This is a genomic window from Neorhizobium lilium (assembly GCF_004053875.1).
GTDB lineage: Bacteria > Pseudomonadota > Alphaproteobacteria > Rhizobiales > Rhizobiaceae > Neorhizobium > Neorhizobium lilii.
Window position 1 is genome coordinate 1,096,038 of the sequence record NZ_SBIP01000002.1, and the last position, 24,878, is coordinate 1,120,915.

Below are 24,878 nucleotides of genomic sequence, written 5' to 3' on the forward strand. Positions count from 1 at the left end.
TGATCAGTGCCCCCCGCCACCGCCTCCGCCGCCCTGTGGGGCAGGCTTGTCGATCAGCGCGACACCCAGGATCATGGCCGTGAAGAGGACGGTCAGCAGCATGAAGACGTCGCTGAACGACATGACGACGGCCTGTTTCGTAACCAGCTGGACGAGCTGTTTGACCGCGCCCGTGGCGCCGTCGAGCCCCATCGCGTTGAGATTGGAGGTCATATTATTGAGCTGGTTGACGGCAATTCCATTGCCCCAATCCAGGTTTTCGCGCAGCCGTTCGTAGTGAACGTCCTGGCGGTTGGACAGCAGCGTACTGATGACGGCGAGTCCCACGGCGCCGCCGAGATTGCGCGTCAGGTTGAAGAGGCCCGAGGCGCCGCGGATGCGCGCCGGCGAGAGCGTGCCGAGCGCGATATTGTTGATCGGCACCATGCACATCATCAACCCGAAGCCGCGCAGGATCTGCGGCAGGAGCAGTTCGTAGAAATCCCAGTCCTGGGTAATATCCGTCATGATATAGGTGCCGGAGGCAAAGCTCGCGAAACCGATCACCATCATCAGCCGAAGGTCGAGCTTGGTGGAAAGCTTGCCGGCGATGGGCGCCGTGAAGAACATGGCCAGGCCCGACACGAACATGGTCTCGCCGATCATCTGGCTGTCATAGCCCCGGATGCGGCCGAGATAGACCGGGTAGATATAAGTCAGGCCGTAAAGACCGATGCCCATGACGAAGGAGAAAATCGATCCGAAGGCAAAGTTGCGGTTGGTAAAGGCGGTGAGGTCTACGACCGGGAAGGCGACCGTGAGAGCCCGATAGAAAAAGATCACGCATCCGGTCACCGAGGCGATCGCGCCGATGACGATCATGTTGTCGTTGAACCAGTCGTTTGAATTGCCCTCTTCCAGCACATATTCCAGCGCACCGAGGAAGACGCCCATCGACAGGAGGCCCCACCAGTCGAACTTCTTGAACAATGACAGTTCCGGCTTGTCGAAGTCGATGAAGTTCCAGGTGACGATGGTGACGATGATGCCCGGAATGATGTTGACCAGAAACAGCCAGTGCCAGGAAAAGGCGTTGGAGAGATAGCCGCCCACCGTCGGGCCGATAGTCGGCGCGAGCGTAGCGATGAGGCCGATGATCGGCGATACGATGGCGCGCTTGGACGGCGGGAAGATCGTGAAGGCCGCAGCAAACACCGATGGGATCATGCCGCCGCCGATGAAGCCCTGGATGGCGCGGTAGACGATCATCTGATCGATATTCGTGGCCGTCGCCGCCAGCGCACTGGCGGCCGTGAAGCCTGCTGCCGAAAATGCGAAGAGGTAGCGGGTCGAGACGATGCGCGCCAGCGTGCCCGACAGCGGGATCATGATCACTTCGGCGATCAGATAGGCCGTCTGGACCCAACCGATTTCATCCGAGCCTGCGGAGAGCCCCGCCTGGATTTCGGCAAGCGAAGCCGACACGATCTGAATGTCCAGGATCGACATGAACATGCCGAGCACCATGGCAAAGAAAGCGATCAGCTTTCTCGGGTCCATGGTGTCGTCCGCCTTGGAAGGCGCAGCAGGCATGGCACCTGCCGTCGCTGTTGTGCTTCCGGCCATCAGACCACCTCCGCCCGAATCGGGCTACTTGTTCGGCGCCGTGCGGGTATCAACGTCGACGACGACGCTGAGGCCCGCCCTCAGGCGACCGCTGTCCAGAGCGTCCTGCGGCAGGGCGATGCGAACCGGAACGCGCTGGATGATCTTGGTGAAATTGCCCGTCGCGTTTTCCGGCGGCAGGAGAGAGAAGACCGATCCTGAAGCCGGCGAGATGGATTCCACCGTGCCCTCGATCGGGTGATCGTCATAGGCATCGACCTGCACCTTCACCTTGGAACCGGGAACCAGATGCTGGATCTGCGTTTCCTTGAAGTTGGCGTCGATATAGAGCTGGCGCACCGGCACGATGGCCATCAGGCGCTGGCCCGGCGATACGAGGTCGCCTTCCTGGACGGAGCGATTGCCGACGATACCGTCATAGGGCGCCTTCAACACGGTGAAGGAGAGGTCGCGCGCAGCCTTGTCGCGCTGCAGTTCGAGCGTGCGGATCGTGCCTTCCGCTTCCTTGCGCTGCGCCTCGAGGATGGTGATATTGGCCTCCGCGGACTTGATGCTGGCATCGCCGCCAAGAAGGTTGGCCTTGGCCTGATCGAGCGCGACATTGGCGGCATCCAGTTCGGCAGCGGTGCCGACCGACTTGGTCGCCAGTTCCCCCTGACGCTTCTGGGTGATTTCAGCGCCGCGAACGGCAGCTTCGAGCGCAACCTTCGATGCCTGCGCCTGGGCAAGGCTTGCCTTGCCGCCTTCGATCTGAGCATCGATGCGGTTAAGAGAGAGTTTCTGCGTCTCGATCTGCGCATTGGCCTGGTCGAGAGCGTTCTGGTAGTCGCCATTGTCGAGCGTGGCTAGAACGTCGCCGGTCTTGACCTGCTGGTTGGCGATGACGTTCACCTTTGCGACATATCCGGTGACCTTGGGCGAGATGGTCGCGATGTCGCCTTCGATATAGGCATCGTCTGTGGACACCATGAAACGGCCCGTGGTCCACCACTGATAGCCATACCATCCGCCGCCGGCCAGTACAGCCAGCACGACGACAGGCAGAATGAAGCCACGCTTCTTCTTTTTAGCAGGCTCGGGCGCGACGGGAGCCGCAGCAGCCGGCTGCTCCGTTGCAGGCGCCGGCTTGCGGGCTTCGCCATCAGCCACTTTCGCATCTTCGTTCGTCACTGCGCGCAGCGCGCCCGCATTCTGGGGAGCCGTCATTTGAAATCACCATGAAAAGGCATTGCACCGAACCGTTCAGTTCGACGGCATTGACATAGACGCTTCCATATCACATATCAAGGTACATCGAACCGATCGGTTCGAAAAAAGTTCGAACGAGAAAATCGATGGCGAAAGCGTTAAAAAAGAATGCGGCAGCGGAGGCGACGGCCCCTTGCGGGCGCTTTGCCGCCGGCGAGGACCCTGCCAAGCGGGGCCAGATCATCGATGGCGCCAAGCGCGTGTTTCTGCGGATGGGCTTCGACGCCGCCAGCATGAACGACATCACCCGTGAGGCTGGCGTCTCCAAGGGTACGATATATGTATACTTCAAGGATAAGGAAGACCTGTTTGCTGCCATGGTCGAGGCAGAGCGCGAAGCCTTCCTGGCAGCCTTGCGGATCATCCTGGCCAAGGATGACGATATGGAAACCAGTCTCTACACATTCGGCATACGCTTTCTCGAGCGTTTGACGGATGAAAAGAGCATTACCGCCATGCGCATGGTGCTGGGTGTACGCGAGCGCATGCCGGATCTGTGCAGCCGCTTCTTCCGTGGGCCGCAGAACCTGAGGACCGTGCTGCACGAATATCTCGTGCGTCAAGTGGCAAAGGGTAGCCTCGTGATCGACGATATCGATTTGGCGACGGGGCAGTATCTCGATCTCGCCAGCGGAAGCTTTTTCAAGTTTCGCCTGTTCGGCACTATGCCCGAACCCCCTTCTCAGGAGGAGATGGTGCGTGTCATCCGCGGCGCCATCCGCGTTTTCATGGCCGCCTACAGCCGACATGACGAATCTGTGATCGCCAGGGCGCCTCTTTAGACCCGATTCAAACGGTCTGCGCTACAATTTCATCTTGTCTTCAGGCTTGTCATTCTTACATCCGAGGGGAAATTTTGCCCTTGAACTGAGAAAAAGGAGACATGGATGGAGATTACGGCGCTTTTAGCAGACCCGGCGGCCTGGGTAGCGCTTGTTACACTTGTGGTCATGGAAGTGGTGCTCGGCATCGACAACCTGATCTTCATCTCCATCCTTACCAATAAACTGCCTCCCGAAAGCCGGGAAAAGGCGCGAAAGATCGGCATCGGTCTGGCGCTCGTCATGCGTCTCGGCCTGCTCGGCACCGTGGCCTGGATCGTCCAGTTGACAAACCCGCTGTTCACCGCCTTCGGCCACGACTTCTCCTGGAAGGATTTGATCCTCATCGCCGGCGGCCTGTTCCTCGTCTATAAGGCGACCAAGGAAATTCATCATTCCGTGGACACGGAGGATCACAAGGAAGATCTCGTCGGAGGCGGCAGCAAAGTCGTCCAAATGAGCTTCGCGGCTGCAATCGGCCAGATCCTGATCCTCGACCTCGTCTTCTCGATCGACAGCATCATCACTGCAGTCGGCATGACGCCGCATCTGCCGATCATGATCGTTGCCGTGGTCGCCGCAGTCACCGTCATGCTGATCGCTGCAACGCCACTCGCCAACTTCATCGAGCGCAACCCGACCATCGTCATGCTGGCGCTCGCCTTCCTGCTGATGATCGGCGGCACGCTGATCGTCGAAGGCTTCGGCGTCCATGTGCCAAAGGGCTATATCTACGCGGCAATGGCTTTCTCGGCTGGCGTGGAAACGTTGAACATGGTGGTCCGCAACGCCCGCCAGAAGAAGACCGGTGGCCAGACCAGGCATTAAGTGACGGAGCCGGAAATACGAGCAGCGGGAGTACAGGAGCCGAGCGGCGACCGTTGAACGGGCTCCACGTCACACCTTCACGCCGGCCATCTTCGCCGGCGTGAAGGGTCCGCTCTGCATCAAACGTCAAATTTCTTGACGCTTTGCGCCGAATATGCGCTAAGGCCTGCCTCATCCGTGATCCCGCCAAGCAGGCTTGGCGCGCCCCGCGCCGCAGATCGAGCAATATTCATGATCAACCCGACACCCCGCGTCCGTATTGCCCCCTCGCCCACCGGCGAGCCGCATGTCGGCACCGCCTATATCGCGCTCTTCAACTACCTCTTCGCCAAAAAGCATGGGGGTGAGTTCATCCTGCGCATCGAGGATACCGATGCCACGCGCTCGACGCTCGAATTCGAGCAGAAGGTGCTGGACGCGCTGAAATGGACGGGCCTCACCTGGGCGGAAGGTCCCGATGTCGGCGGCCCCTACGGCCCCTACCGCCAGTCGGACCGCAAGGACATGTACCAGCCCTATGCCCAGGATCTGCTGGACAAGGGCCATGGCTTCCGCTGCTTCTGCACGCCGCAGCGCCTGGAGGACATGCGCGAGGCGCAGCGCGCTGCCGGCAAACCGCCGAAATACGATGGTCTCTGCCTGCATCTGACAGCCGAGGAAGTCACCTCCAAGATGGCCGCCGGCGAAAGCTCGGTCGTCCGCATGAAGATCCCGACCGAAGGCTCTTGCGACTTTACCGACGGCGTCTATGGCGATGTCTCGATCCCGTGGGATTCGGTCGACATGCAGGTGCTGATCAAGGGCGACGGCATGCCGACCTATCACATGGCAAACGTCATCGACGACCATTTGATGAAGATCACCCACGTCGCCCGCGGCGAGGAATGGCTCGCATCGGTGCCCAAGCACATCCTGCTCTACCGCTATTTCGGCTGGGAAGCGCCGGTGTTCATGCACCTCTCGCTGATGCGCAATGCCGACAAATCCAAGCTGTCCAAGCGCAAGAACCCGACCTCCATCTCCTATTACTCGGCGCTCGGTTATCTGCCGGAAGCGCTGATGAACTTCCTCGGCCTGTTCTTCATCCAGATCGCCGAGGGCGAAGAACTGCTCACCATGGAAGAGTTGACGGACAAGTTCGATCCGGAAAACCTCTCCAAGGCCGGCGCCATCTTCGACATCCAGAAACTCGACTGGCTGAACGGCCGCTGGATCCGCGAAAAGCTGTCAGCGGAAGACTTCATTGCCCGGACGCTGGAATGGGCATCCGAAAACAGCCGCCTGACGGAAGGCCTCAAGCTGTCGCAGAGCCGCGTGTCGAAGCTTGGCGAACTGCCCAACCTTGCCGGCTTCCTGCTGTCGAGCGATGTGGGCCTGACGCCCGCCTCCTTCGCCGGCCTGAAGACGAGCCCGGCAGAAACGCTCGAAATCCTGCAGACGGTTCAGGCCGATTTCGAAAAGATGATCGAATTCAACGTCGAGTCGATCGACGCCGAACTGCGTGCGATTGCCGACAAGCTGGGAAAGAAGCTGCGCGTGGTGACGCCGCCGCTCTTCATCGCCATGTCCGGCTCGTCGCGCTCGCTGCCGCTGTTCGATTCGATGGCGCTGCTTGGACGCTCCGTCGTGCGCCAGCGCCTGAAGATCGCGACAACTGTGGTGGCCTCGATGGTAGGCGACGGGAAGTAAGTACATGGGGTCGGCACGGCGTTGCCTCCCTCATTCCTGTGCTTGTCACAGGAATCCAGCTACGGCGCGTCGGCGCCGTGAGAGAATGAATTAAGTATTCCACGCCCAAAGACTTGGGCGCATTGGATTCCTGTGACAAGCACAGGAATGAGGGATACGGAAGCGAAGCCCGCCGCGGTTATCCGCCACAGGATTTGAGACAATGACCGACAACACGACCACCGAAACCGCCCTCTCCTCCGACGTCACGCAAGTGCGCGCCCAGAAGCTCGCTATTCTTCGCGAGAAGGTGGGCGACGTTTATCCGGCCCATTTCCACCGCACCATGACGAATGCGGAACTGGCGGAGAAGTACAAGAACCTCGAGGCGGACGTCGAGACGCAGGATGTCGTCACCGTTGCCGGGCGGGTCTATTCCTCGCGCAATTCAGGCATGTTCATGGATATCCATGACGCCTCGGGCAAGCTGCAGATCTTTTCTCACAAGGACACGACGCCGCAGGAAGCGCGCGACCTGCTGCCCCTGGTGGATATCGGCGATATCATCGGCGTTACCGGCGTCGTTCGCCGCACCAAGCGCGGCGAACTGACGATCAATGCGCAAACTATCATCATGTTGACCAAGTCGCTCCTGCCCATGCCGGAAAAGTGGCACGGCCTGTCCGATGTCGAGCTGCGCTACCGCAAGCGCCATCTCGACATCATGACCAACGAGGACTCCAAGCTCCGCTTCCAGCAGCGCTCGCGCATCGTCTCCGGCATCCGCCGTTTCATGGAAGACGACGGCTTCATGGAGGTCGAGACCCCCATGCTGCATTCGGTCTATGGCGGCGCCACGGCGGAGCCCTTCAAGACCCACCACAACACGCTGAAGCTCGACATGTACCTGCGCATCGCGCCGGAGCTCTTCCTGAAGCGTACGCTGGTATCTGGCCTGACCGACAAGGTCTTCGAGATCAACCGCAATTTCCGTAACGAAGGTGTCTCCACCCGCCACAATCCAGAGTTCACCATGATGGAGTGCTATTGGGCTTATGCGGATTACGAGGACATCATGGACCTGGTGGAGCGTCTGTTCGCCCGCCTCGCCATGACCCTGCACGGCTCGACCGATGTGAAGTTCGGCGACAAGGAACTGTCCTTCAAGGGGCCGTTCAAGCGTGTGCCCATGCCGGACGCCGTCAAGGAAGCGACCGGCATCGACTTCCTCGCCATGAAGACGGATGAGGAAGCCCGGACCGCCGCCAAGGCAGCCGGCTTCGAGGTCGAGAAGGACTGGACCTGGGGCGAATGCCTCGCCTTCATCTTCGAGGAGAAGGTCGAGGGCACGCTGATCCAGCCGAGCCACGTCACGCATTTCCCCAAGGACATTTCACCCTTCGCCAAGGAAGTGCCGGGTGAACCGCGCCTGGTCGAACGCTTCGAGACCTATTGCAACGCCTGGGAACTCGGCAATGCCTTCTCCGAGCTCAACGACCCGGAAGAACAGCGCCGCCGCATGGTGGAGCAGCTGGAACAGGCGCATGCCCGCGGGGAGAAGGACAAGCAGCTGGACGACGAATTCCTGGACGCCATGGACCAGGGCATGCCGCCCGCCGGCGGTCTCGGCATCGGCGTCGACCGCCTCGTCATGCTGTTGACCGATGCCCCGTCCATCCGCGACGTCATCCTCTTCCCGGCTCGCCGCAACAGGCAGGATTGAGAAGACTTCGATAAGAAGATCATCCCCTGCCAAGCTGACACCATCAGCACAGAAATGAATGTGGGGATGCCCGCGGTCAATTTTTACGTGTAATGTCGGCGCAGGGAGCGGCGGCTTGCAGAAAACGGAACGGGTCGCTGTCCGCAGCAATTCTCACCATGTGCCAGTGTCAGGCCCTAGGCTGCAATACGGCGGGAGCGGCTTTGCCTTCGTGGAACTTCCGAAAAAATCTTTTCGCCGATCCCTGCCAAGCGAACAGGAGCATGGTCCTTGAACTTGACGACCAGCTCGAGCTCTCCACCGAGAGCCTCCACGTAATCCCGGAGCGTTGAAAGAAGAAAATCAGAACGCTTTTCAATCTGCGCAACCGAAACCTGCTTCTTGCCCATCTTCCGTCCGATATGCTCCTGCGTCATGTCGAGCGCTTTTCGCAACTTTTGGAGCGTGTCGTATTCTTCGAGCAATTCCTTGGCCCGCAGGTCGGAGGCCGCTATCATCTCGGGAGTCATCGTTTCGGCAAAAACGTCTTTTGCTGATTTAGCCATCACTATTTCTCCTTCCTCTCAAACTCTTTTAAGTGCGCCTTGTAACGTTTATCAGCAGTGTTGATCAGTTTCTTATAAAACTTCTTTTCATTCGTACCCGACTTGTCTCCGGCCACAAGGATCACGGCTTTTCTCTCCGGATCGAATGCAAATGCGGCCCTCCAAACTCCATCGGCCGCATCAAACCGAAGTTCTTTCATGTTTGCATAGTCCGAACCATTAAGAGTATCAGCTCGTGGTCGTCCAAGCTCAGGTCCGCGATCCTCGAGAAGCAAGATCATTGCTCGCAGTTCGATCTTCACCTCTTTACCGAACGCCTTGAACTCCTCAGCGAAGGCATCATCAAACACCACATTCCACGTCATTGGATATAGCTTTCACATTATATAACGTCAACCCTATAAGCCGCGCCTTGCGCAACGCTGTACGTTACGCAACCACGGATTGATTGAACCGTCGTGACCTACTTCAATGCACAGTCTTCACCCCGTCCGCCGCTGCGGGAAGAGAACGGTTCCATTCAGCCCTGAACGCTTAAATCTTGCGGCTTCGGATGGAAATGGGACTGTGGGAGCATCGATGAATTCGAGAACAGTCCGAATGCCTGGATGACCATGCCAGTGGGGACATCGATCTGACGGGCGACACCGCTTCCCTTCAGCACGGCGCCACGCTTGTCGGGATCTGGTTCATTATAAGTGCCTCCAGACCCCAGCTGGCAATTCTGCATGCGGATAGGGCCGAGAACTTGTGCGCCATCTCCAACCCGGTTGTTGAGCGTCATTGAACCGCCGCCGAGCAGTCTGGCGCCTTGTCCGATCGAGATTTCGCAAACCGGCCCTTCGGCCTTGATCGTGAATCCACCTTCCTCACCGATTTCCGCCTGAGGTCCTACGACGACCTTTCCGCCTGCAGAAACTATCCGTGTCCCCGGATAAAGCTGCACGTCACTGCCGATAATGATGCACCCGCCCTCGCGAATTTGAAGTGTGACACCGGGCCAGATCGTCACGCCGGTGGATAAAGCCACGCCAGCAGATATCAGGGTCGAAAAGGGATCGAATATCGCAACGCCCGATCCGGCAAGTGCGGCAACTTCCTCTACCACCAGGAAGCCGGCTCTCAGGCGCGCAGCATCCAGAAATTCACTTCCAACCATGGAAAGGTCATCACACACAGTGTGGCCCTCAATGGCCTGGTTGAGCGGCACCGGCCTGCTGCTGGCGGAACTTGGCCAGCCAGGCAGCACCGGCTGCATCGGCTGCCGTAGAGCCGTCGGTCGGCTTGGGCGCAGCTTCGGCCGGCGCTTGAGGCGCATCGCTGCCGTGAACCGCATCGGCTTGCGTCTGCGAAGACCAGCGCTTGCCGCCTTCTGCAGACGTACGTGGCACCGGCACAGGGTCGGAGGGCTTTACCTCTACCGATGCTTCCTTCTGCGGTTCCGCGGGTTTCTCCGCACCACCACTACCGAAGAGCATGCCGGTGACGGAGGACAGAAAGCCGCCTTCCTCCTTCGGCGCGTCGACAGCAGTCGCTTCGCCCTTTGAGGCAGATATTTCCGCCTTGGTAGCAGGTTGCCCGGTCGGTCCCGCCGATGCCGCAGGCTGATGATCACCTTCAGCCGCTGCAGGCTTGGTAGCCTCGTGCTGCTCTGCGCGTGTTACGGGTTCGGTCACTGGAACTGCATGGGCGTCCGCCGGTTTGGCCTCGTCTTCGGCCGGATGAGCTTCGCTCTCGGTCCCATGAACTGCAGCGGGGGCCGCCTCCTTGGAGCCGAAGATCATCGAGGTCACGGAACTCATGAAGCCGCCGCTCTCCTTGGATGCGACCTGTTCCGTCCCATCATGGTCAGTGGCAACCGGTGCTTCGCCGTGTGCGGATGGCTCCCCATGGCCGGCTGCTTCCCCGTGCTCGCTCGATGCACCGTGTTCGCCGCCCTTGGGCTTCGGCTTCTTCTTGTCGCCATGGGCGGCGGGCGCGCCGTGCTCACCCTCCGGCACCGCAACCACCGGATCGACGCAATCGGCCTTATCCGTCAGCTTGGCGGAAAGCGCCTCCACATCTTCCAGCGGCAGATCGATCCGCAGCCCGAAATACTCACCCTTGGCCGTTGGCGGACCATCGACATAATAGGCGGAATAGGTTTGCGCCTGCGCGCCGTCGGGCGCCTTCGACAAGTCGGGAATATAGACCACCTGGGCGCCGATCACCCGTCCGCGCATGTCGGCACGCTCGGTCGGGCCGGCCTTGTCGAGGATCGCCACCTGAACGAGATCCGCCTTTTCCTTTTCCTGGACGGCCCGTGCCACGCGCAGCGCGGTCTGGATGCGGGCCATGCCGTCACCCGGCTTGTCGCTCACCACATATTTGCGGATCCAGCTGCGATGATCGCGCTTAATCCTGTCGGTCTGAAGCGTCGTGCACGCCAGCCCGTTCGTCTCGATATAGGAGGGACCGAGCAGTTTGTCGGCGCCAACGAACACCGCAGCCGCGCCGCTACCGGCGCAGAGCACGAGAACACTGCCGGTGATCAGCAGGAATTTCTTCGACAGCCGGATTTTCATCTACCGAGCTTCGGCATTCGCCACCCCAATTACGCAAAACAAGTCATAGAATACGGTGCAATCTTCGCTCGATCTTCTTGAGGAAGCTTTAATCGAGCCCGAGCAAACAGACACTTCTCTGTTCAAAAATGAGAAATGCCGGCCGTAGCCGAGTGAAGGCTAGAAGCCCTTGTAAAACCGATGGTGCGGGTATATACCCGCACCCATGCCAAGCGATACCTGTCACTGCATCCTCCTGCGCAAAGCCTCCAGAAAGCTTTCGTCCTATTACGACGAGGCTCTGGCGCCGCTTGGGGTCAATATCGGTCAGTTCAGCCTGCTGCGGAACATCCATCGCCTGCAGCCGATCTCTTTGACCGAACTTGCCGCCCAGGTGGAGCTCGACCGTTCAACGGTCGGCCGAAATACGAAAGTGCTGGAGCGCATGGGACTTGTCGCCATCAGCCATGGCGAGGATCAGCGTGAAGCGCTAATCTCTCTGAGCGAAGAAGGAAAACTCCTGCTCAAGCGCGGCGCGCCGCTTTGGGACGGCGTTCAAGACGAGATCGAGGCGCGTCTTGGGGCCGAGAAGACCAGGCAGCTGCAGGAACTGCTGGTCGCGCTCTGATTTCAAAAACAAGCGGGCATATACCCACAATACCACTCTGCCGGTGCGGCGTTATTTAAAAGGGACCAACGACATGATCTCCACCTACGCCGCCCGCTGGATGGCAAAGAGAAACCTCCACTACGGCTGGGTGGTGGCGTTCACCACTTTCCTCACCATGCTGGCAACGGCCGGCGCCATGGGTTCGGCCGGCGTGATGATCCAGCCGCTGCACCAGGAATTCGGCTGGGACATCGCCGATATCTCCTCCGCCATGGCGGTTCGCCTCGTGCTGTTCGGCCTGCTCGGTCCCTTTGCGGCCGCCTTCATGAACCATTTCGGCGTGCGCCAGGTGGTGGCGACCGCTTTGATCCTCATTCTCTGCGGCATCGTCGTCTCGCTGTTCATGACCGAGGTCTGGCAGCTCGTCGCGCTTTGGGGCATCGTCATCGGCGTCGGCACGGGCATGACCGCCATGGTGCTTGGCGCGACAGTCGCCTCGCGCTGGTTTTCCAAGCGCCGTGGTCTCGTCGTCGGCATGCTGAGCGCCAGCAATGCGACCGGGCAGCTCGTCTTCCTGCCGATTCTGGCACAGCTCAGCGAAACCTATGGTTGGCGTGCGGCGCTGACCCTGACGGCAGCCGCCATCACCGCCGCCATGCTGCTTGTCCTCGCGCTGATGCGCGACCACCCGTCCGATGTCGGCCTGCCGGCCTATGGCGATGCGACCGTCGCACGGCCGCCGAAGCAGGACCACAAGCTTCTTGCCACCCTTGCCTCTCCTATCATGACGTTGAAAAGCGTCTCCTCCAGCGGCACGTTCTGGGTTCTGTTCGGCACGTTTTTCGTCTGCGGCCTATCGACCAATGGCCTGATCCAGACCCACTGGATATCGATCTGCGGCGATTTCGGCATCACGCCGGTCGGTGCGGCCGGCACTCTCGCGGTGCTCGGCATTTTCGATTTCTTCGGCACGATCATGTCCGGCTGGCTGTCCGACCGCTACGACAACCGCGTTCTTCTCTTCTGGTATTACGGCCTTCGCGGTCTTTCGCTCGTCTACCTGTCCTTCTCCGGCTTCAGCTTTTATGAGTTGTCGGCCTTCGCGGTCTTCTACGGACTGGATTGGATCGCGACCGTGCCACCCACCGTGAAGCTCGCTGCCGACAAGTTCGGCCGCGAAAAGGCCGGCGTGGTCTTCGGCTGGGTCTTCACCGGCCATCAGCTGGGTGCCGCGACCGCAGCTTTCGGCGCCGGCTACTTCAAGAGCAGCTTCAACACCTATATGCCGGCCCTCCAGATCGCAGGCGTCATGTGCATGCTCGCCGCAGTCTCGGTGCTTCTGCTGAAGAAGCCCGGTTCCACCCGGCTCGCGCCGCAGCCGGCCTGAATGCCGACTGGATGAGATCACCGCAATAACAAAAAGGCCGGAACATCAGTGACGATGTTCCGGCCTTTCAATGTGTCAGACCCGCGCGATGCGGGCCTTGATGTCTCAGATCAGGCGGCGGCCTGCGTCAGTTCCTTCTTGACCATGGTACGCAGGGCAACCAGATCCTTGGCGAAGGCGCGGATACCGTCGGACAGCTTTTCCGTCGCCATCTGGTCTTCGTTCAGCATCCAGCGGAACTGCTTCTCGTCCAGCGAGCGCATGGGCTCGGCATTGAAGGTATCCGGCGTCAGCTTGCGATCCAGCTTGCCCATGTCCTTGTCGAGTTCGTCCAGCAGGTTGGGGCTGATCGTCAGACGGTCGCAGCCGGCCAGAGCTTCGATCTCGCCGATATTGCGGAACGAGGCCCCCATGACGATCGTGCTGATGCCGTTGGCCTTGTAGTAGTTGTAGATCTCACGAACCGAAACGACGCCCGGATCCGTTTCCGACGTATATTCCTCGCCGGTGAACTTCTTGTACCAGTCGAGGATGCGGCCGACGAAAGGCGAGATCAGAAACACCTTGGCTTCGGCGCAGGCAATCGCCTGGGCCTGGCTGAAGAGGAGCGTCAGGTTGCAGTCGATGCCTTCCTTCTGAAGGATCTCGGCGGCGCGAATGCCCTCCCAGGTGGAGGCAAGCTTGATCAGGATGCGTTCGCGCTCGATGCCGCGCTCCTTGTAGGCGGCGATGATCTGGTGCGCCTTGGCGATCGAGGCCTGCGTGTCGAAGGACAGGTCGGCATCGACTTCCGTCGAAACGCGGCCGGGCACGATTTCGGCAAGTGCCGCGCCCACGTCGATTGCCATGCGGTCGGCAACGGCGCCAACCACGGCATCGTCATGACCACCCTTCTTGCGGCCCCAAGCCACGGCTTCCTTCACCTTTTCGGCAAAGGCCGGGCTGCCCAGCGCCTTCAGCACGATCGTCGGGTTGGTGGTGCAATCCACAGGCTTCAGGCGGGTCACTGCTTCGATGTCGCCTGTGTCGGCGACAACAGTGGTCATGGTACGGAGCTGCTCTAGTTTCGACGTCATCCGATAATTCCTCAGCTGTTGATCCCCTAACGCCCGCGGCGCCAATTAGGTCCCCAGGCTCTAGGTAGGATAGAGCTCTCTCAGGGTAAAGAAGTCAAGACTTTTGTCATTCAGATTTGACATATGTCCAGGTAACCCTATCATGGACCTGGGAATGAGGCTTGTCGCTTCCGACCGTCTTGAAGGACTGAATCCTTGGCCAAGCTCCGACGCGAAACCCATACCGCCTTTTCCGAAGCCGCCTCGCTACGGCTGCGCGCCGCCTGGCTTTACTACAATCAGGGCCTGACCCAGAAGGACGTGGCCGAGCGGCTGGGCGTTAGCCGATCCACCGTCATCCGCCTGCTGGACGAGGCGATGAAGCGTTCGGAAGTGCAGATCTGGATCAGCGAAGGTGTCGATACCTGTATCGAACTGGCGACCGGGCTCGAAAAGGCATTCGGTCTGGATGAGGCGGTGGTCATCCCGGCACCGCGTGACAGCAGCGCCGAAGCGCTGGCGACGGCGGTCGGCCTTGCACTAGGACAGTTCCTCTCGGAGGTGATCCAGAACGACATGACGATCGGCGTCGGCTGGGGCCGCACCATGACAGCCTCACTGGCCGGTTTCCGCCCGCCGCGGCGGGAAAACTGCAAGGTCGTCTCGCTGCTGGGCGGCATCGTCGCCGTGCACCAGACCAACCCGATCGATTATACCTGGCGGCTGGCGAGCCAACTAAATGCCGAGTGCTACATGTTCCTGGCGCCGCTCATGGTCGATACGGTCGAAACCAAGCGGGCGCTGATTGAGAAATGCGGCCTGAAGACGATCTACGATCTGGCCGAAAACCTCGACCTGGCGGTGGTGAGCTGTGGCGACATCGGCCCGCACTCGACCTCGCTGTCGGAAGGTTTCATCGCCAAGGCAGAGCTTCAGCGGCTGATCGCTGCCGGCTGCGTCTGCGACACCATGTTCAATTTCCTCGATGAAAACGGTCGCTCGGTGGACCATGCGCTCAACGAGCGGGTCATGTCGGTGGATCTCGACACGTTGAAAAAGGCAAGGCACATCGTGCTGTCGTCGGGCGGCGCCCACCGGGCCATTGCCATCCGCGCCACCATTCGCCGCATCGGCTGCAATACGCTGATCACCGACGAAACCGCCGCCCGCGAACTGCTGCGGCTGGAAGAATCGGCGAATGCGCGACTTGTATGACGATCTCCTCAGAGGCCGTCGGTCAGGAATTTCACACCAAGGCTGTTGATCCGCCGCCAGCGCACCTCGCAGTCGAAGCGCCGCCCATCGGACAAGACAAGGCTGAAGCTCTCGGGCACGGACAAGGCGTTCTCGACCTTGACCAGCGCGCCGCCGACCGAGATTTGCTTGACGATGCAGTCGAAGGAGGAATTGCTGCCGTTGAAGACGACCCTGCCTCCTAGAAAAGCCTTGGATCTTTGGTGCTTGCGCTGCTCCATCCGACCGCTCTCTTCGGGCAACTGCTTGTGCTATAGCTCGATATACCCAAAGTGCCGCCGACGGGAAATTGGCGGAAGCAATCCACGACTTTCCGGGGTAACTTGACCTATGCCATTATTGGGATCCGCTGTATCTTGTGAGAGCGGATGGCAGGAATTCGTTTCCGGCAGGTCTTGGAGAAATCCTTCAAGCATTCCCCGCTTCCCAACCCAGGATCGCCCGCTTGCGGGTCAGGCCCCAGTGATAGCCGGTCAGCGCCCCGCTCTTGCCAAGCGCTCTATGGCAGGGAACCACGAATGAAATGGGGTTGGCGCCGATTGCAGCCCCCACAGCCCGGCTGGCCGTCGGCTGGCCGATATCGCAGGCGACATGAGAATAGGTCACAGCCTTGCCGAACGGGATTTTGAGCAGGCTCTGCCAGACGCGCACCTGAAAATCGGTGCCGATCAGCACAACCTGCAACGGCCGGTCCGAAGACCAGTGCGACCGGTCGAACACGCGCCGGACGTAAAGCTGGGTGGCCTCCTGGTCTTCCACATATTGGGCGTTCGGCCAGCGCCGGGCCATGTCCTCAAAGGCCTCGCGCTCACCGCCTGCATCAGCAAAGGCAAGGCCGGCCAGACCACGATCGGTCGCCATGATCAGAGCAATCCCGAAGGGCGATGGATGGAAACCGTAGCGTATGGTCAGCCCGCCGCCCTTTGCCTTCCACTCGCCCGGCGACATGGCCTCGTGAGTGACGAACAGGTCGTGCAGCCGCCCCGGCCCCGAGAGCCCCAACTCGTAGGACGTTTCCAATAGCGGCAACCCTTCGCGCCCCAGCAACCGCTTCGCATGATCCAGCGTTACCGCCTGCAGGAAGGCCTTGGGCGACAAGCCCGCCCAGCGGGTAAACAGCTTCTGCAACTGCGTCGGCGACTGGCCGAGTTTAGCGGCTATCGCCTCCAGCGAAGGCTGATCCCGGTAATCGAGCGTGATCATTTCGATGACCTGGCGCACCGTCTCGTAATCGGCCCCTTCGGGCGTCACATCGATGGCGGGTTCGGCAAGTGCGGCAAAATCGGGGCGTGGGGCAAGGGCGTTCATCATGCTCTCCTTATGCCGCATCCTTGCACCCTTCCCCATCCGCAGGCCACCCGTTTCTTGCGGCGATCCGAGCTCTCAAATCCGCTGCTTCACCGTCGCGAGCGCACCGCGAAAGGCCTTCGCAAAGCTCTCGCGATCATCCGGGTTGAGGAAGGAGCCGACATCGGTAAACCGGCCCTCCCCCGTCACATACATGGAGGTTATGCCGAATTCCTCGTGCCGCTTGACGCGGAACCGCGCCCAGAACGGATTGAAGCGGTGCTCCACCATGCGGCCCGCCGGCGAGAACTTGCGGATGGAGAGGTTGGTGCGCGTCACCGTGACCTCCTCCCGCGCCCGCCCCGAGCGGTAGCTCATCTTCAGCGCAATGTAGAGGCCGAGAAAATCGAGCCCGAAGAAGAAGCCGACGGGATAGGCGCCGGTGATGAGAAAGAAGCCTCCGTAGAGAAGGCAGATCGCGCCGCAGAGGCAAAGCACGACACGGAACCCGGTCTTGCCGAGAGAGCGATAGGGCGTCAGTTCGGCGGCGAAAACGGGTTGCTCTTCGGAAAGGTCCACGTTGCTTTCCCTCATGCGGAATGCCTATAGAGGCATATGGCCACTGCGAAACCCAAATCCAAAACCAGCTCCCCGAAAAAGTCAAATCCGGGCACGGCGCGGCGGCCGAAACACTTCAAATCCGCCTATTCGCGCGAGGAGATGGAGGAGATCTTCCGGCGCTTCTCCGTGCAGCGACCGGAACCGAAGGGCGAGCTGGAGCACGTCAATCCTTTCACGCTGGTGGTCGCCGTTGCGCTGTCGGCCCAGGCGACAGATGCCGGTGTCAACAAGGCGACGCGCGCGCTCTTCCAGCTGGCCGATACGCCGGAAAAAATGCTGGAGCTGGGTGAAGAAGGGGTCACCCGCCACATCAAGACCATCGGGCTCTACCGCAACAAGGCCAAGAACGTCATCGCCCTGTCGCGCATGCTGATCGAAGAATTCGGCAGCCAGGTGCCGAAAACGCGCGAGGAACTGGTGCGGCTGCCGGGCGTCGGGCGCAAGACCGCCAATGTCGTCATGTCCATGGCGTTCGGCATACCAACACTCGCGGTCGATACGCATGTTTTCCGCATCGGCAACCGCTGCCTGATGGCGCCCGGCAAAACACCCGACGAGGTGGAGGAACAGTTCCTCAGGGTCATTCCCGAGCCCTATCTCTTCCACGCCCACCACTGGCTGATCCTGCATGGTCGCTACACCTGCAAGGCACGCCGTCCCGAATGCGAGCGCTGCATCATCGCCGACCTCTGTCGCGCGCCCGAGAAAAGCTGCGACGTGCCGGCACCACTGGTGGAGCTTCCGCCCCAGACGGTCGGCGAAACCACGCTGGAGGCATAGCCGCCGTTCTTCAGGCCCGCTTCGCTGCCGTGAGGGTGTAGGCGGGATCTCGCCGGCTCAGGCTCTTGTGCAGATGCACCATCAGCCCGGCAGCAAACAGCGGCGTCAGCAGGTTGACGATCGGGATCGCCAGGAAGCCGGCGATCAGCAGGCCCGCCATGAACACGGTGGAGGCATGCTTGGCGCGAAAGTCTCGCGCCTCGGCCGGCGTCCTGAACCGCATGGCGGCGAATTCGAAAAACTCGCGTCCCAGCAGATAGCCGTTCACCAGGAAGAAGGCGATCAGGTTGACGCCGGGAATGAACAGCATGATCAGCGCCGCCATATTACCGAGAATGACGACGCCGAGAAACTGGATGGAACCGAGGATGGCCTGCCCGAGCGGCATGGCCTTGCCCGCCGGCTCCGTCGGATAATCCCGCTTCTCCACCACTTCGGCCACATCGTCCAGAAAGAGGCCGGCGATCAGCGCCGTCACCGGTGCGATCAGAAGCGCCAGAGCCAATGCAAGCCCGATGCCTGCGATGATCGCTGCGATCAAGGCGAGCCAGCCTGTCCAGTCCGGCAGGCTTGGAAGGAAGGACGCAAACCACGGCCAGACATAAAGGAAGAAGACCTCCCTCAGGCCAAACCAGAGCGCAAGCAGCACCGCCAGGGTCAGGCCAAGCGTCTTCCAGAAGACATTGCGGGTTTCAGGAGCAAAGAGGTTGAGAAGGGATAGTCTTGCGGCGTCGAGGATCATCGGCGTCTCCAGTGAACCTCACAAATGTAGGTGTGTAACCTCAGCCGAGCAAGCCGGGGCTAAAAATGGAAAACCCTCCGCCACGGGTGGCGAAGGGCATCGATCATGTTTTTATGTTGGCCGGCGTATCACCGTGAAGCCGACATGCGCAGCAAACGGCAGAGGCTGACCAGCCCTTCATCGTCGCTGGAGGCACTGATCGAGTTGCAGCGCTTCAGCATCTTCTGGCGCTCGCTCGACGACATGTCCTGCAGCGCCTGCATCTGGGTATGGGTCAGCCCCTTGCCGGGTGAAGTGCCAGTACCAGTACCCACGCCGGGGCCAGTACCTCCGCCTATGCCCGTTCCAGTGCCCGGATTGTTGCTTCCCGTGCCGCTGCCGACACCGACACCCACACCAACACCCGTGCCGCCGCCAATGCCCACACCAGCGCCGGCTCCGATCCCGCCGCTGCCGCCGACAGAAGCCGAGACGCCTGCATTGACGCCGCGTCCTCCTCCCGCCGATGCGCCAACACCGGCATTGACACCCTGGCTACCGCCGACTGAAGCGCCGACCCCGGCATCGATACCCCGGCTGCCGCCGACCGATGCACCGACGCCTGCGTTCACGCCTTGGGCGCCGCCGACCGAGGTGCCGACACCTGCGCCGAGGCCGCCGGAAGACGTCCCTCCGACACCGACCCCTGCATTCACTCCTCTGCTTCCGCCGACGGATGCGCCGAGACCAAGCCCGTCCCGGCTAACGCCGACACCTGCATTAAGTCCACGCTCGCCGCCCACGGAGACGCCGATATCCCTGGCCATCGCACCCTGCCCTGCAAGGGCAAGAACGGTGACACTCGTCATGATAAAGCTCCCAGTTCTATTCATGAGTTCCTCCTGTTGTCGTGCAGGAAAAAAACGCCCATAAGGTATTTTTGTTTCAGCAATAACTAAAGTAGCAATTTATATTGTAAACGATCGCTTAAGTAAGCGGAACCAATCTTTCACTGCTATCCCGTTCCGGCACAGCAAGCATCTTACGCAGTATCCTGAGGCGCCACTTCGATGCGGTCGGCGCCACGGTGGAGCTGCAGTTCCTTGGCGACGATCCTCAGGTGAGACAGGAAATGGCGGTGGGCCGCTAGCTTACAATGGCAGGCGAGCCGGTAGCACCCCATCTGGCGCTCCATCATCCGGCTGTCGCAGACCATGTTTAATGAGCGCGGTGTCGCTCAAACTTTCCGGGATTCCCGTGCCATCAAAGTCACCTCAAATCGCTGTTGTCGGCGCGGGCATCATAGGCTGCGCCATCGCCTATAACCTGGCCCTTCGCGGCGCAAACGTCGTACTGGTCGAGGAAGGCCCCGAACCGGGACATGGCGTCACCGGTCGCGCCTTCGGCTGGGTCAACGTGATCAACGGAACCCCGGACAACTCGAACTACACGCTGTGGCGGAAGGCAATCGACGAGTATCGCCGTCTCGAAACCGTTCTGCCGGAGGCCTTCTCCAGCGCCAGGCGGGGCTCGTTGATCTGGGAAACCACGCCGGAAGAGACCGAACAGCTTTTCGACCTCCACCATCGGGCCGGCGAGGAGGTCGAGCTGGTGAAGCGCGACGTCCTTCGGGAATGGGAGCCTTGCCTCCGCCATCCGCCGGAGCATGCGGTCTACTCGCCACGCGACCTCGCGCTTGATCCGGCGCAACTGGCAAAAACTCTTGCCGCTGCCGCCGTCGGGGCCGGAGCCTCGATACGGTTTGCGGAAAATGTTCTTGCCGTCGAAACTGCCAATGGGCGCGCAACAGCCTTGCTGACCTCCTCCGGGTCCATTCCGGCAGATATCGTCGTGCTGGCCGCAGGTGCCGGCGTCAACAAGCTTGCGGCAGGCCTCGGCATCGACATCGGCCTTGAAACTTCGCCGGCGGCGCTGTTGCGCTACGCCTGCAGCATCCCCGTCGTCAGCCGCATCGTATGTGCACCCCGCATCGAAATCCGCCAGGCGCGCGACAACACGCTCTTCATTGCCAAATCCTTTGTACCTGACGGCACTGACGACCTGCCGCAGAGAATGGCCGAGACGATGTTGTCGGTCCTGCGCGAAGAGCTGGGTGTTCCGGACGACGTAGCCATCCTTGACGCTCGGGTCGGGCATCGGCCGATCTTCGCGGACCGCATGCCGCGCGCAGGTTTCCTGCCGCAGATAGAAGGTCTTTATGTTGCCGTGGGTCATCCCGGTGTCATTCTGGCGCCGCTGCTGGGTCGTCTCGCCGCGCAAGAGATTCTGGATGGTCATGAGACAGGCCTGATGGCGTTTCTGCCGAACTGACGGCAGCAGACGCTGCCTACTCCATCGCCCGCAATTCCTCGCGATGCCGCAGCATGGCGAGGAAGCGACGGTAATCCCGGTCATATTGCGGGGCGCGCGTGGTATCCGGAAGGCGTTCGGTTGCTCCGCCATCCATTGCGCGGCCGGCCGCTGCGAGATCGGTATGGACGCCGCCGGCCACAGCAGCCGTCATGGCCGTACCCAGAAGTACGGCGTCTCGCGTTTCGGGCACCAGCACCCGGCAGCCGGTGACGTCGGCATAGAGTTCGATGAGGAGCGGATTGTTCACATGCCCGCCCGTCACATGCAGCGTGCTGAATGTGTAGCCGTACCCGGCCATGGTCTCCAGAATGTGGCGTATGCCGAGCGCCACCGACACACAGCATCGCCAATAAAGCCGGCACAGTCCGTCGAAGGAGGTGTCGAGGGTCAGGCCGCTGATAACGCCGGTCGCGTGCGGATCGGCGAGCGGCGAGCGATTGCCGTGGAAATCCGGCAGGATATTGATCTCCGGCGCAAGATCCGCTCCCTCCAGGACGCGCAGCGCCTCCACCCGCGCAATCACTTTCGCATGCAGTTCCGCTGTCGGTTCGCCGCCGGCCGCGTGCATCCGCACCATGTGGTCGAGCAGCGCCCCGGTTGCCGATTGCCCGCCCTCCACCAGCCAGTGTTCGGGCAGCACGGCTTCGTAATACGGCCCCCAGAGGCTGCGGCCGGCCTTGGGCTCGCGCGCAAACGCGACGATGCAGCTCGACGTACCGCCGATCAGCGCAACACTCGCCTCCAGCTCCGAAGCGCCGCCGAGGACACCGAAGGCTCCGGCATAAGCGTCGATCAGGCCCGGCGCCACCTCAACCTCGCTGTCGAGGCCGAGCGCCTCTGCCGCTTGCTGCGACAGCCGGCCGATGCTCGTGCCTGCAGCCACCGTCTCCAGGGGCAGGCCGCCTTTCTCCAGCAGATCGTCAAGCCCGGCCATGCGCAGAAAATCCGCGCTCCAGCCGTTTTCCTCGTGGGCGAGATAGTTCCACTTCGCCGTCAGGGTGCAGCGCGAACGCGCCGCCGACCCGGTGGCCTTCCAGGTGAGGAAATCCGCCAGATCGAAGAAGTAGCCGGCCCGCTCCCAGCTTTGCGGCAGGTGCTTCTTCAGCCAGGCGAGCTTGGGCATCTCCATTTCAGGCGACAAGGAACCGCCGGAGAATGCCAGCACAGGGTGCTGTGTCGACGACAACTGGTCCGCTTCGCGGATCGCCCTGTGGTCCAGCCAGACAATCGTATCGTGGTTCTGCCGGCCTGTTGTGGAGACGGAAAGTTGGGCCCCCTCGGCATCCCGCGCCACGAGGGAACATGTCGCGTCGAAACCGATGGCCGCGACCTGCGCTGCAGCGATCCCCGCATCGGCCAAAGCCTCGCGCGCTGATGCGCAAACCGCTGACCAGATATCCTCGGAATCATGCTCGGCGTGGTTCTCCTTCGGCCGGAACATGGCAATCGGGCGCTTCGCCTTCGCGAGAAGCCGCCCCTCGCGGTCGAACACGCCTGCCCGGGCGCTGCCCGTTCCGACATCGACCGCAACGAGATGGTCACGCATTCAGCTTTGTTTCCCCTCGCCCTTCGCCCCGCTTCCGCATCCCGTCAGACGCCAGGACTATCCCCGGAGATCGCGCTGCCGCGGCCCTCGAAATGTTCTTGGACAAGGTGGATCAAATCCGCCATCGCGTCAAACTCGGCATCCGGGGCAAGCGCCGAAACCTGCTCCCTATATCCCGGCGTGGAGGCATGGGAGGCGCCGGTAAAGGCGAATACGGTCATGCCGGCCCGATGTGCGGCCTCTATCCCCGCCGGGCTGTCCTCCACCACCACGCAGTCTTTCGGATCGGCGCCCATCTGCGCCGCAGCGTGGAGAAACAGGTCGGGCGCGGGCTTTCCCCGCGCAACCATGCTGGCCGAGAAAATATGCGGCTCGAACTTGTCGATAAGGCCCGTCAGCGTCAGCGACAGCCGGATGCGTTCAGGCTGGCTGGACGAGGCGACGCAGCGGCGCACGGCAAGTCCGTCAAGCGCATCTGCAACGTCCTTCACCGGCTGCAGTTCGCTGCGGAAGCGCCGATAGAGATCGTGGCGCATCTCTTCGAGAAAGGTCGCATCCGCCTCGATGCCGAACTCGTCGCGCATCGCCGTGGTAACGGTCGCAAGGCTGCGGCCGAGAAATCGGCGATAGGCTTCCGCTTCCTCCATGGCCACTCCCTTGCGGCCAAGCGCATCCACCAGCACTCTCACGGATACGGGTTCGCTATCGACCAGAACGCCGTCGCAATCGAAAATAACCAGGGGCGTCGCCGTCTGCGTCACGTCCGTCATCCGTTACTTGACGAGCTGATCCGCCAGATAAAGCTCCAGCGTCCGCGCCGTCCCTTCGCTCCAGAGCGTCTTCAGGGCATGGCCGAAGCGCTGACGGAAGAGGTCCGACCTGGAGACTTCGCCGAAAATCTCGTCGAACACCAGGAAGGCATCAGGATCCTCCTTCGCCTTCAGCGCCGCGGCCTGCAGCTTCTCTGCGCTCGCATCGTTGAACACGATCGTCCGCCCGCTGTCGGAGGTGCCGGCGAAATAACGGCACCAGAGGGCGGACACGAGTGCCAGACCGGTGATGTCCTTGCCCTGTGCCAGCCGGTCGCGCGTCGAGGGCAGGATGAATTTCGGCTGCCGGTTCGACCCGTCCTGTGCGAGGCGCGGAATGGTGTCGCCGATCTTGGGGTTGCGGAACCGCCGCTCGATCAGGTCGAAATAGTCGTCTAGGTTGGTATCCGGCACCGGCGGCACGATCGGGATGATCTCCTCCTTCTCCAGCTTGGCGAGGAAGGCGCGGATCAGCGGGTGCTCCATGGCTTCGTGGACGAAATGGATGTCCAGAAGCTCGCCAGGATAGGCGATGGTCGCATGGCCGCCATTAAGGATGCGGATCTTCATCAGCTCGTAGGGTGCAACGTCGGAGACGAACTGCACGCCGACCTCTTCCAGCGGCGGGCGGCCGGACGGAAAGTTATCCTCCATCACCCACTGCTTGAACTCTTCGCAGAAGACCGGCCAGTTGTCGTCTATGCCGAAATCATTGCGCAGGATATCGACCTCGCGTTGGCCTGTGGCCGGCGTAATGCGGTCCACCATGGAATTCGGGAAGGCGACATTGTCGTGGATCCACTGGGCAAAAGCCGGATCGGACAGCTTGGCGAGCCCCACGACCGTATTTTCCGTGACATGGCCGTTGCCCGGAATGTTGTCGCAGGACATCACGGTGAACGGCGTCACGCCGCGTTCGCGCCGCAGCTTCAGGCCTGCAATGATCAGGCCGAATACGGTTTTCGGAGCGTCCGGATTGTTGGCGTCCTCGACCATCGCCGGATGGCTGGGGTTGAAATGACCGCTCGCATCGATGAAATAGCCGCCCTCGGTGATCGTCATGGAGACGATGCGGATGGCGGGATCGGCAAGCTTCTCTACCAGTGCCGCCTTGTCGTCCGGGTCGATGATGTCGATCATCGGCGCGGTAATGCGGGCAGCGGTCTTGTTGTTGTCCTGTTCGACGACTGTGGTTAGAAAATCCTGAGCTTTCAGCTTTTCGCGCATAGCGGCATCCGACGGCAATACGCCGGCACCGATGATCGCCCAGTCATGCCCCTTGCCCGTGTTGAACAGGTCGTCCAGATAGACGGCCTGATGGGCACGATGGAAGTTGCCGACGCCGAAATGCACGATGCCGGCCGTTAGGCTCTTCGGGTCATAGGCCGGCACGGCGGCGGTTGCGGCGGCATCCTTCAGGGTCGCCAGCGAAAGCTTCACAGTCATTGTCTTAC

General features: G+C 61.1%; 25 protein-coding genes. 9 read left to right on the forward strand and 16 right to left on the reverse strand.

Annotated elements, in window-relative coordinates; genetic code table 11:
* Positions 1 to 3: 3 nt before the first annotated feature.
* Positions 4 to 1,605: a DHA2 family efflux MFS transporter permease subunit gene (locus EPK99_RS11485; protein WP_128443154.1), complete on the reverse strand. Its 1,602-nt coding sequence runs from the start codon at positions 1,603 to 1,605 to the stop codon at positions 4 to 6.
* A 24-nt stretch (positions 1,606 to 1,629) separates the two neighbouring features.
* A complete protein-coding gene (locus EPK99_RS11490; RefSeq protein ID WP_128443155.1) occupies positions 1,630 to 2,811 on the reverse strand; it encodes an HlyD family secretion protein in 1,182 nt (393 codons plus the stop codon).
* A 128-nt stretch (positions 2,812 to 2,939) separates the two neighbouring features.
* On the opposite strand from EPK99_RS11490, the gene EPK99_RS11495 reads away from it, so the two are divergent.
* The 4 genes from EPK99_RS11495 (at position 2,940) to lysS (ending at position 7,893) form a co-directional block, all read left to right on the forward strand.
* The gene (locus EPK99_RS11495; RefSeq protein ID WP_128443156.1) at positions 2,940 to 3,635 is read left to right on the forward strand and encodes a TetR/AcrR family transcriptional regulator; all 696 of its coding nucleotides are present in this window, start codon (positions 2,940 to 2,942) and stop codon (positions 3,633 to 3,635) included.
* A gap of 105 nt (positions 3,636 to 3,740) precedes the next feature.
* A complete protein-coding gene (locus EPK99_RS11500) occupies positions 3,741 to 4,502 on the forward strand; it encodes a TerC family protein (protein WP_128443157.1) in 762 nt (253 codons plus the stop codon).
* A gap of 231 nt (positions 4,503 to 4,733) precedes the next feature.
* On the forward strand, positions 4,734 to 6,191 hold the full coding sequence (gene gltX / locus EPK99_RS11505; protein ID WP_128443158.1) for a glutamate--tRNA ligase: 1,458 nt from the start codon (positions 4,734 to 4,736) through the stop codon (positions 6,189 to 6,191).
* Between the two features lie 202 nt (positions 6,192 to 6,393).
* On the forward strand, positions 6,394 to 7,893 hold the full coding sequence (gene lysS, locus EPK99_RS11510; protein ID WP_128443159.1) for a lysine--tRNA ligase: 1,500 nt from the start codon (positions 6,394 to 6,396) through the stop codon (positions 7,891 to 7,893).
* Between the two features lie 176 nt (positions 7,894 to 8,069).
* Here lysS and EPK99_RS11515 read toward each other — a convergent pair whose 3' ends face one another.
* The 4 genes from EPK99_RS11515 to EPK99_RS11530 form a co-directional block, all read right to left on the reverse strand.
* Entirely contained in the window at positions 8,070 to 8,438 is a 369-nt protein-coding gene (locus EPK99_RS11515; RefSeq protein ID WP_128443160.1) for a helix-turn-helix domain-containing protein, read from the reverse strand.
* A gap of 2 nt (positions 8,439 to 8,440) precedes the next feature.
* Positions 8,441 to 8,803, reverse strand: a complete 363-nt coding sequence (locus EPK99_RS11520; protein WP_128443161.1) for a type II toxin-antitoxin system RelE/ParE family toxin — start codon at positions 8,801 to 8,803, stop codon at positions 8,441 to 8,443.
* 155 nt (positions 8,804 to 8,958) lie between these two features.
* Positions 8,959 to 9,648 (reverse strand): hypothetical protein, encoded by a 690-nt coding sequence (locus tag EPK99_RS11525; RefSeq protein WP_245582390.1) that lies wholly within the window; start codon positions 9,646 to 9,648, stop codon positions 8,959 to 8,961.
* A complete protein-coding gene (locus tag EPK99_RS11530) occupies positions 9,626 to 11,002 on the reverse strand; it encodes a hypothetical protein (protein ID WP_128443162.1) in 1,377 nt (458 codons plus the stop codon). Before EPK99_RS11530 ends, EPK99_RS11525 begins: the two co-directional genes overlap by 23 nt.
* A 205-nt stretch (positions 11,003 to 11,207) precedes the next feature.
* On the opposite strand from EPK99_RS11530, the gene EPK99_RS11535 reads away from it, so the two are divergent.
* Positions 11,208 to 11,609 carry a MarR family winged helix-turn-helix transcriptional regulator gene (locus EPK99_RS11535; protein ID WP_128443163.1) on the forward strand — a complete coding sequence of 134 codons (402 nt, stop codon included), beginning with the start codon at positions 11,208 to 11,210 and terminating at the stop codon, positions 11,607 to 11,609.
* Between the two features lie 73 nt (positions 11,610 to 11,682).
* Complete coding sequence (locus EPK99_RS11540; protein ID WP_128443164.1) at positions 11,683 to 12,978, forward strand: MFS transporter; 1,296 nt, start codon at positions 11,683 to 11,685, stop codon at positions 12,976 to 12,978.
* Positions 12,979 to 13,088: 110 nt separating this feature from the next.
* On the opposite strand, the gene tal is transcribed toward EPK99_RS11540, so the two are convergent.
* Positions 13,089 to 14,054, reverse strand: coding sequence for a transaldolase (gene tal, locus EPK99_RS11545; RefSeq protein ID WP_128443165.1), 966 nt, complete (start codon positions 14,052 to 14,054; stop codon positions 13,089 to 13,091).
* Positions 14,055 to 14,249: 195 nt separating this feature from the next.
* On the opposite strand from tal, the gene EPK99_RS11550 reads away from it, so the two are divergent.
* On the forward strand, positions 14,250 to 15,248 hold the full coding sequence (locus tag EPK99_RS11550; RefSeq protein ID WP_128443166.1) for a sugar-binding transcriptional regulator: 999 nt from the start codon (positions 14,250 to 14,252) through the stop codon (positions 15,246 to 15,248).
* An 8-nt stretch (positions 15,249 to 15,256) separates the two neighbouring features.
* Here EPK99_RS11550 and EPK99_RS11555 read toward each other — a convergent pair whose 3' ends face one another.
* The 3 genes from EPK99_RS11555 to EPK99_RS11565 form a co-directional block, all read right to left on the reverse strand.
* Positions 15,257 to 15,508 carry a PilZ domain-containing protein gene (locus EPK99_RS11555; RefSeq protein WP_128443167.1) on the reverse strand — a complete coding sequence of 84 codons (252 nt, stop codon included), beginning with the start codon at positions 15,506 to 15,508 and terminating at the stop codon, positions 15,257 to 15,259.
* Between the two features lie 187 nt (positions 15,509 to 15,695).
* On the reverse strand, positions 15,696 to 16,595 hold the full coding sequence (locus EPK99_RS11560) for a methylated-DNA--[protein]-cysteine S-methyltransferase (protein WP_128443168.1): 900 nt from the start codon (positions 16,593 to 16,595) through the stop codon (positions 15,696 to 15,698).
* 75 nt (positions 16,596 to 16,670) lie between these two features.
* Entirely contained in the window at positions 16,671 to 17,168 is a 498-nt protein-coding gene (locus EPK99_RS11565) for a DUF2244 domain-containing protein (RefSeq protein ID WP_128443169.1), read from the reverse strand.
* Positions 17,169 to 17,189: 21 nt separating this feature from the next.
* Between EPK99_RS11565 and nth the strand changes: the two genes are divergently transcribed.
* Complete coding sequence (gene nth / locus EPK99_RS11570; protein ID WP_128443170.1) at positions 17,190 to 17,975, forward strand: endonuclease III; 786 nt, start codon at positions 17,190 to 17,192, stop codon at positions 17,973 to 17,975.
* 10 nt (positions 17,976 to 17,985) lie between these two features.
* Here the strand turns inward: nth and EPK99_RS11575 are convergent, their stop codons facing one another.
* The 3 genes from EPK99_RS11575 to EPK99_RS25305 all read right to left on the reverse strand — a co-directional run bounded on the left by EPK99_RS11575 (position 17,986) and on the right by EPK99_RS25305 (position 19,879).
* Positions 17,986 to 18,717 carry a sulfate transporter family protein gene (locus EPK99_RS11575; protein WP_128443171.1) on the reverse strand — a complete coding sequence of 244 codons (732 nt, stop codon included), beginning with the start codon at positions 18,715 to 18,717 and terminating at the stop codon, positions 17,986 to 17,988.
* Positions 18,718 to 18,845: 128 nt separating this feature from the next.
* Positions 18,846 to 19,565, reverse strand: a complete 720-nt coding sequence (locus tag EPK99_RS11580) for a hypothetical protein (protein ID WP_128443172.1) — start codon at positions 19,563 to 19,565, stop codon at positions 18,846 to 18,848.
* A 173-nt stretch (positions 19,566 to 19,738) separates the two neighbouring features.
* Positions 19,739 to 19,879, reverse strand: a complete 141-nt coding sequence (locus EPK99_RS25305; protein WP_164901753.1) for a hypothetical protein — start codon at positions 19,877 to 19,879, stop codon at positions 19,739 to 19,741.
* Between the two features lie 74 nt (positions 19,880 to 19,953).
* Between EPK99_RS25305 and EPK99_RS11585 the strand changes: the two genes are divergently transcribed.
* Entirely contained in the window at positions 19,954 to 21,027 is a 1,074-nt protein-coding gene (locus EPK99_RS11585; RefSeq protein WP_164901754.1) for an NAD(P)/FAD-dependent oxidoreductase, read from the forward strand.
* 16 nt (positions 21,028 to 21,043) lie between these two features.
* On the opposite strand, the gene EPK99_RS11590 is transcribed toward EPK99_RS11585, so the two are convergent.
* The 3 genes from EPK99_RS11590 to EPK99_RS11600 are packed head-to-tail and all read right to left on the reverse strand — an operon-like array spanning position 21,044 to position 24,870.
* A complete protein-coding gene (locus tag EPK99_RS11590) occupies positions 21,044 to 22,615 on the reverse strand; it encodes an FGGY-family carbohydrate kinase (protein ID WP_128443174.1) in 1,572 nt (523 codons plus the stop codon).
* A 44-nt stretch (positions 22,616 to 22,659) separates the two neighbouring features.
* Positions 22,660 to 23,376 carry an HAD family hydrolase gene (locus EPK99_RS11595; RefSeq protein ID WP_425374186.1) on the reverse strand — a complete coding sequence of 239 codons (717 nt, stop codon included), beginning with the start codon at positions 23,374 to 23,376 and terminating at the stop codon, positions 22,660 to 22,662.
* Positions 23,377 to 23,388: 12 nt separating this feature from the next.
* Complete coding sequence (locus tag EPK99_RS11600; RefSeq protein ID WP_128443176.1) at positions 23,389 to 24,870, reverse strand: mannitol dehydrogenase family protein; 1,482 nt, start codon at positions 24,868 to 24,870, stop codon at positions 23,389 to 23,391.
* Positions 24,871 to 24,878 lie beyond the last annotated feature (8 nt).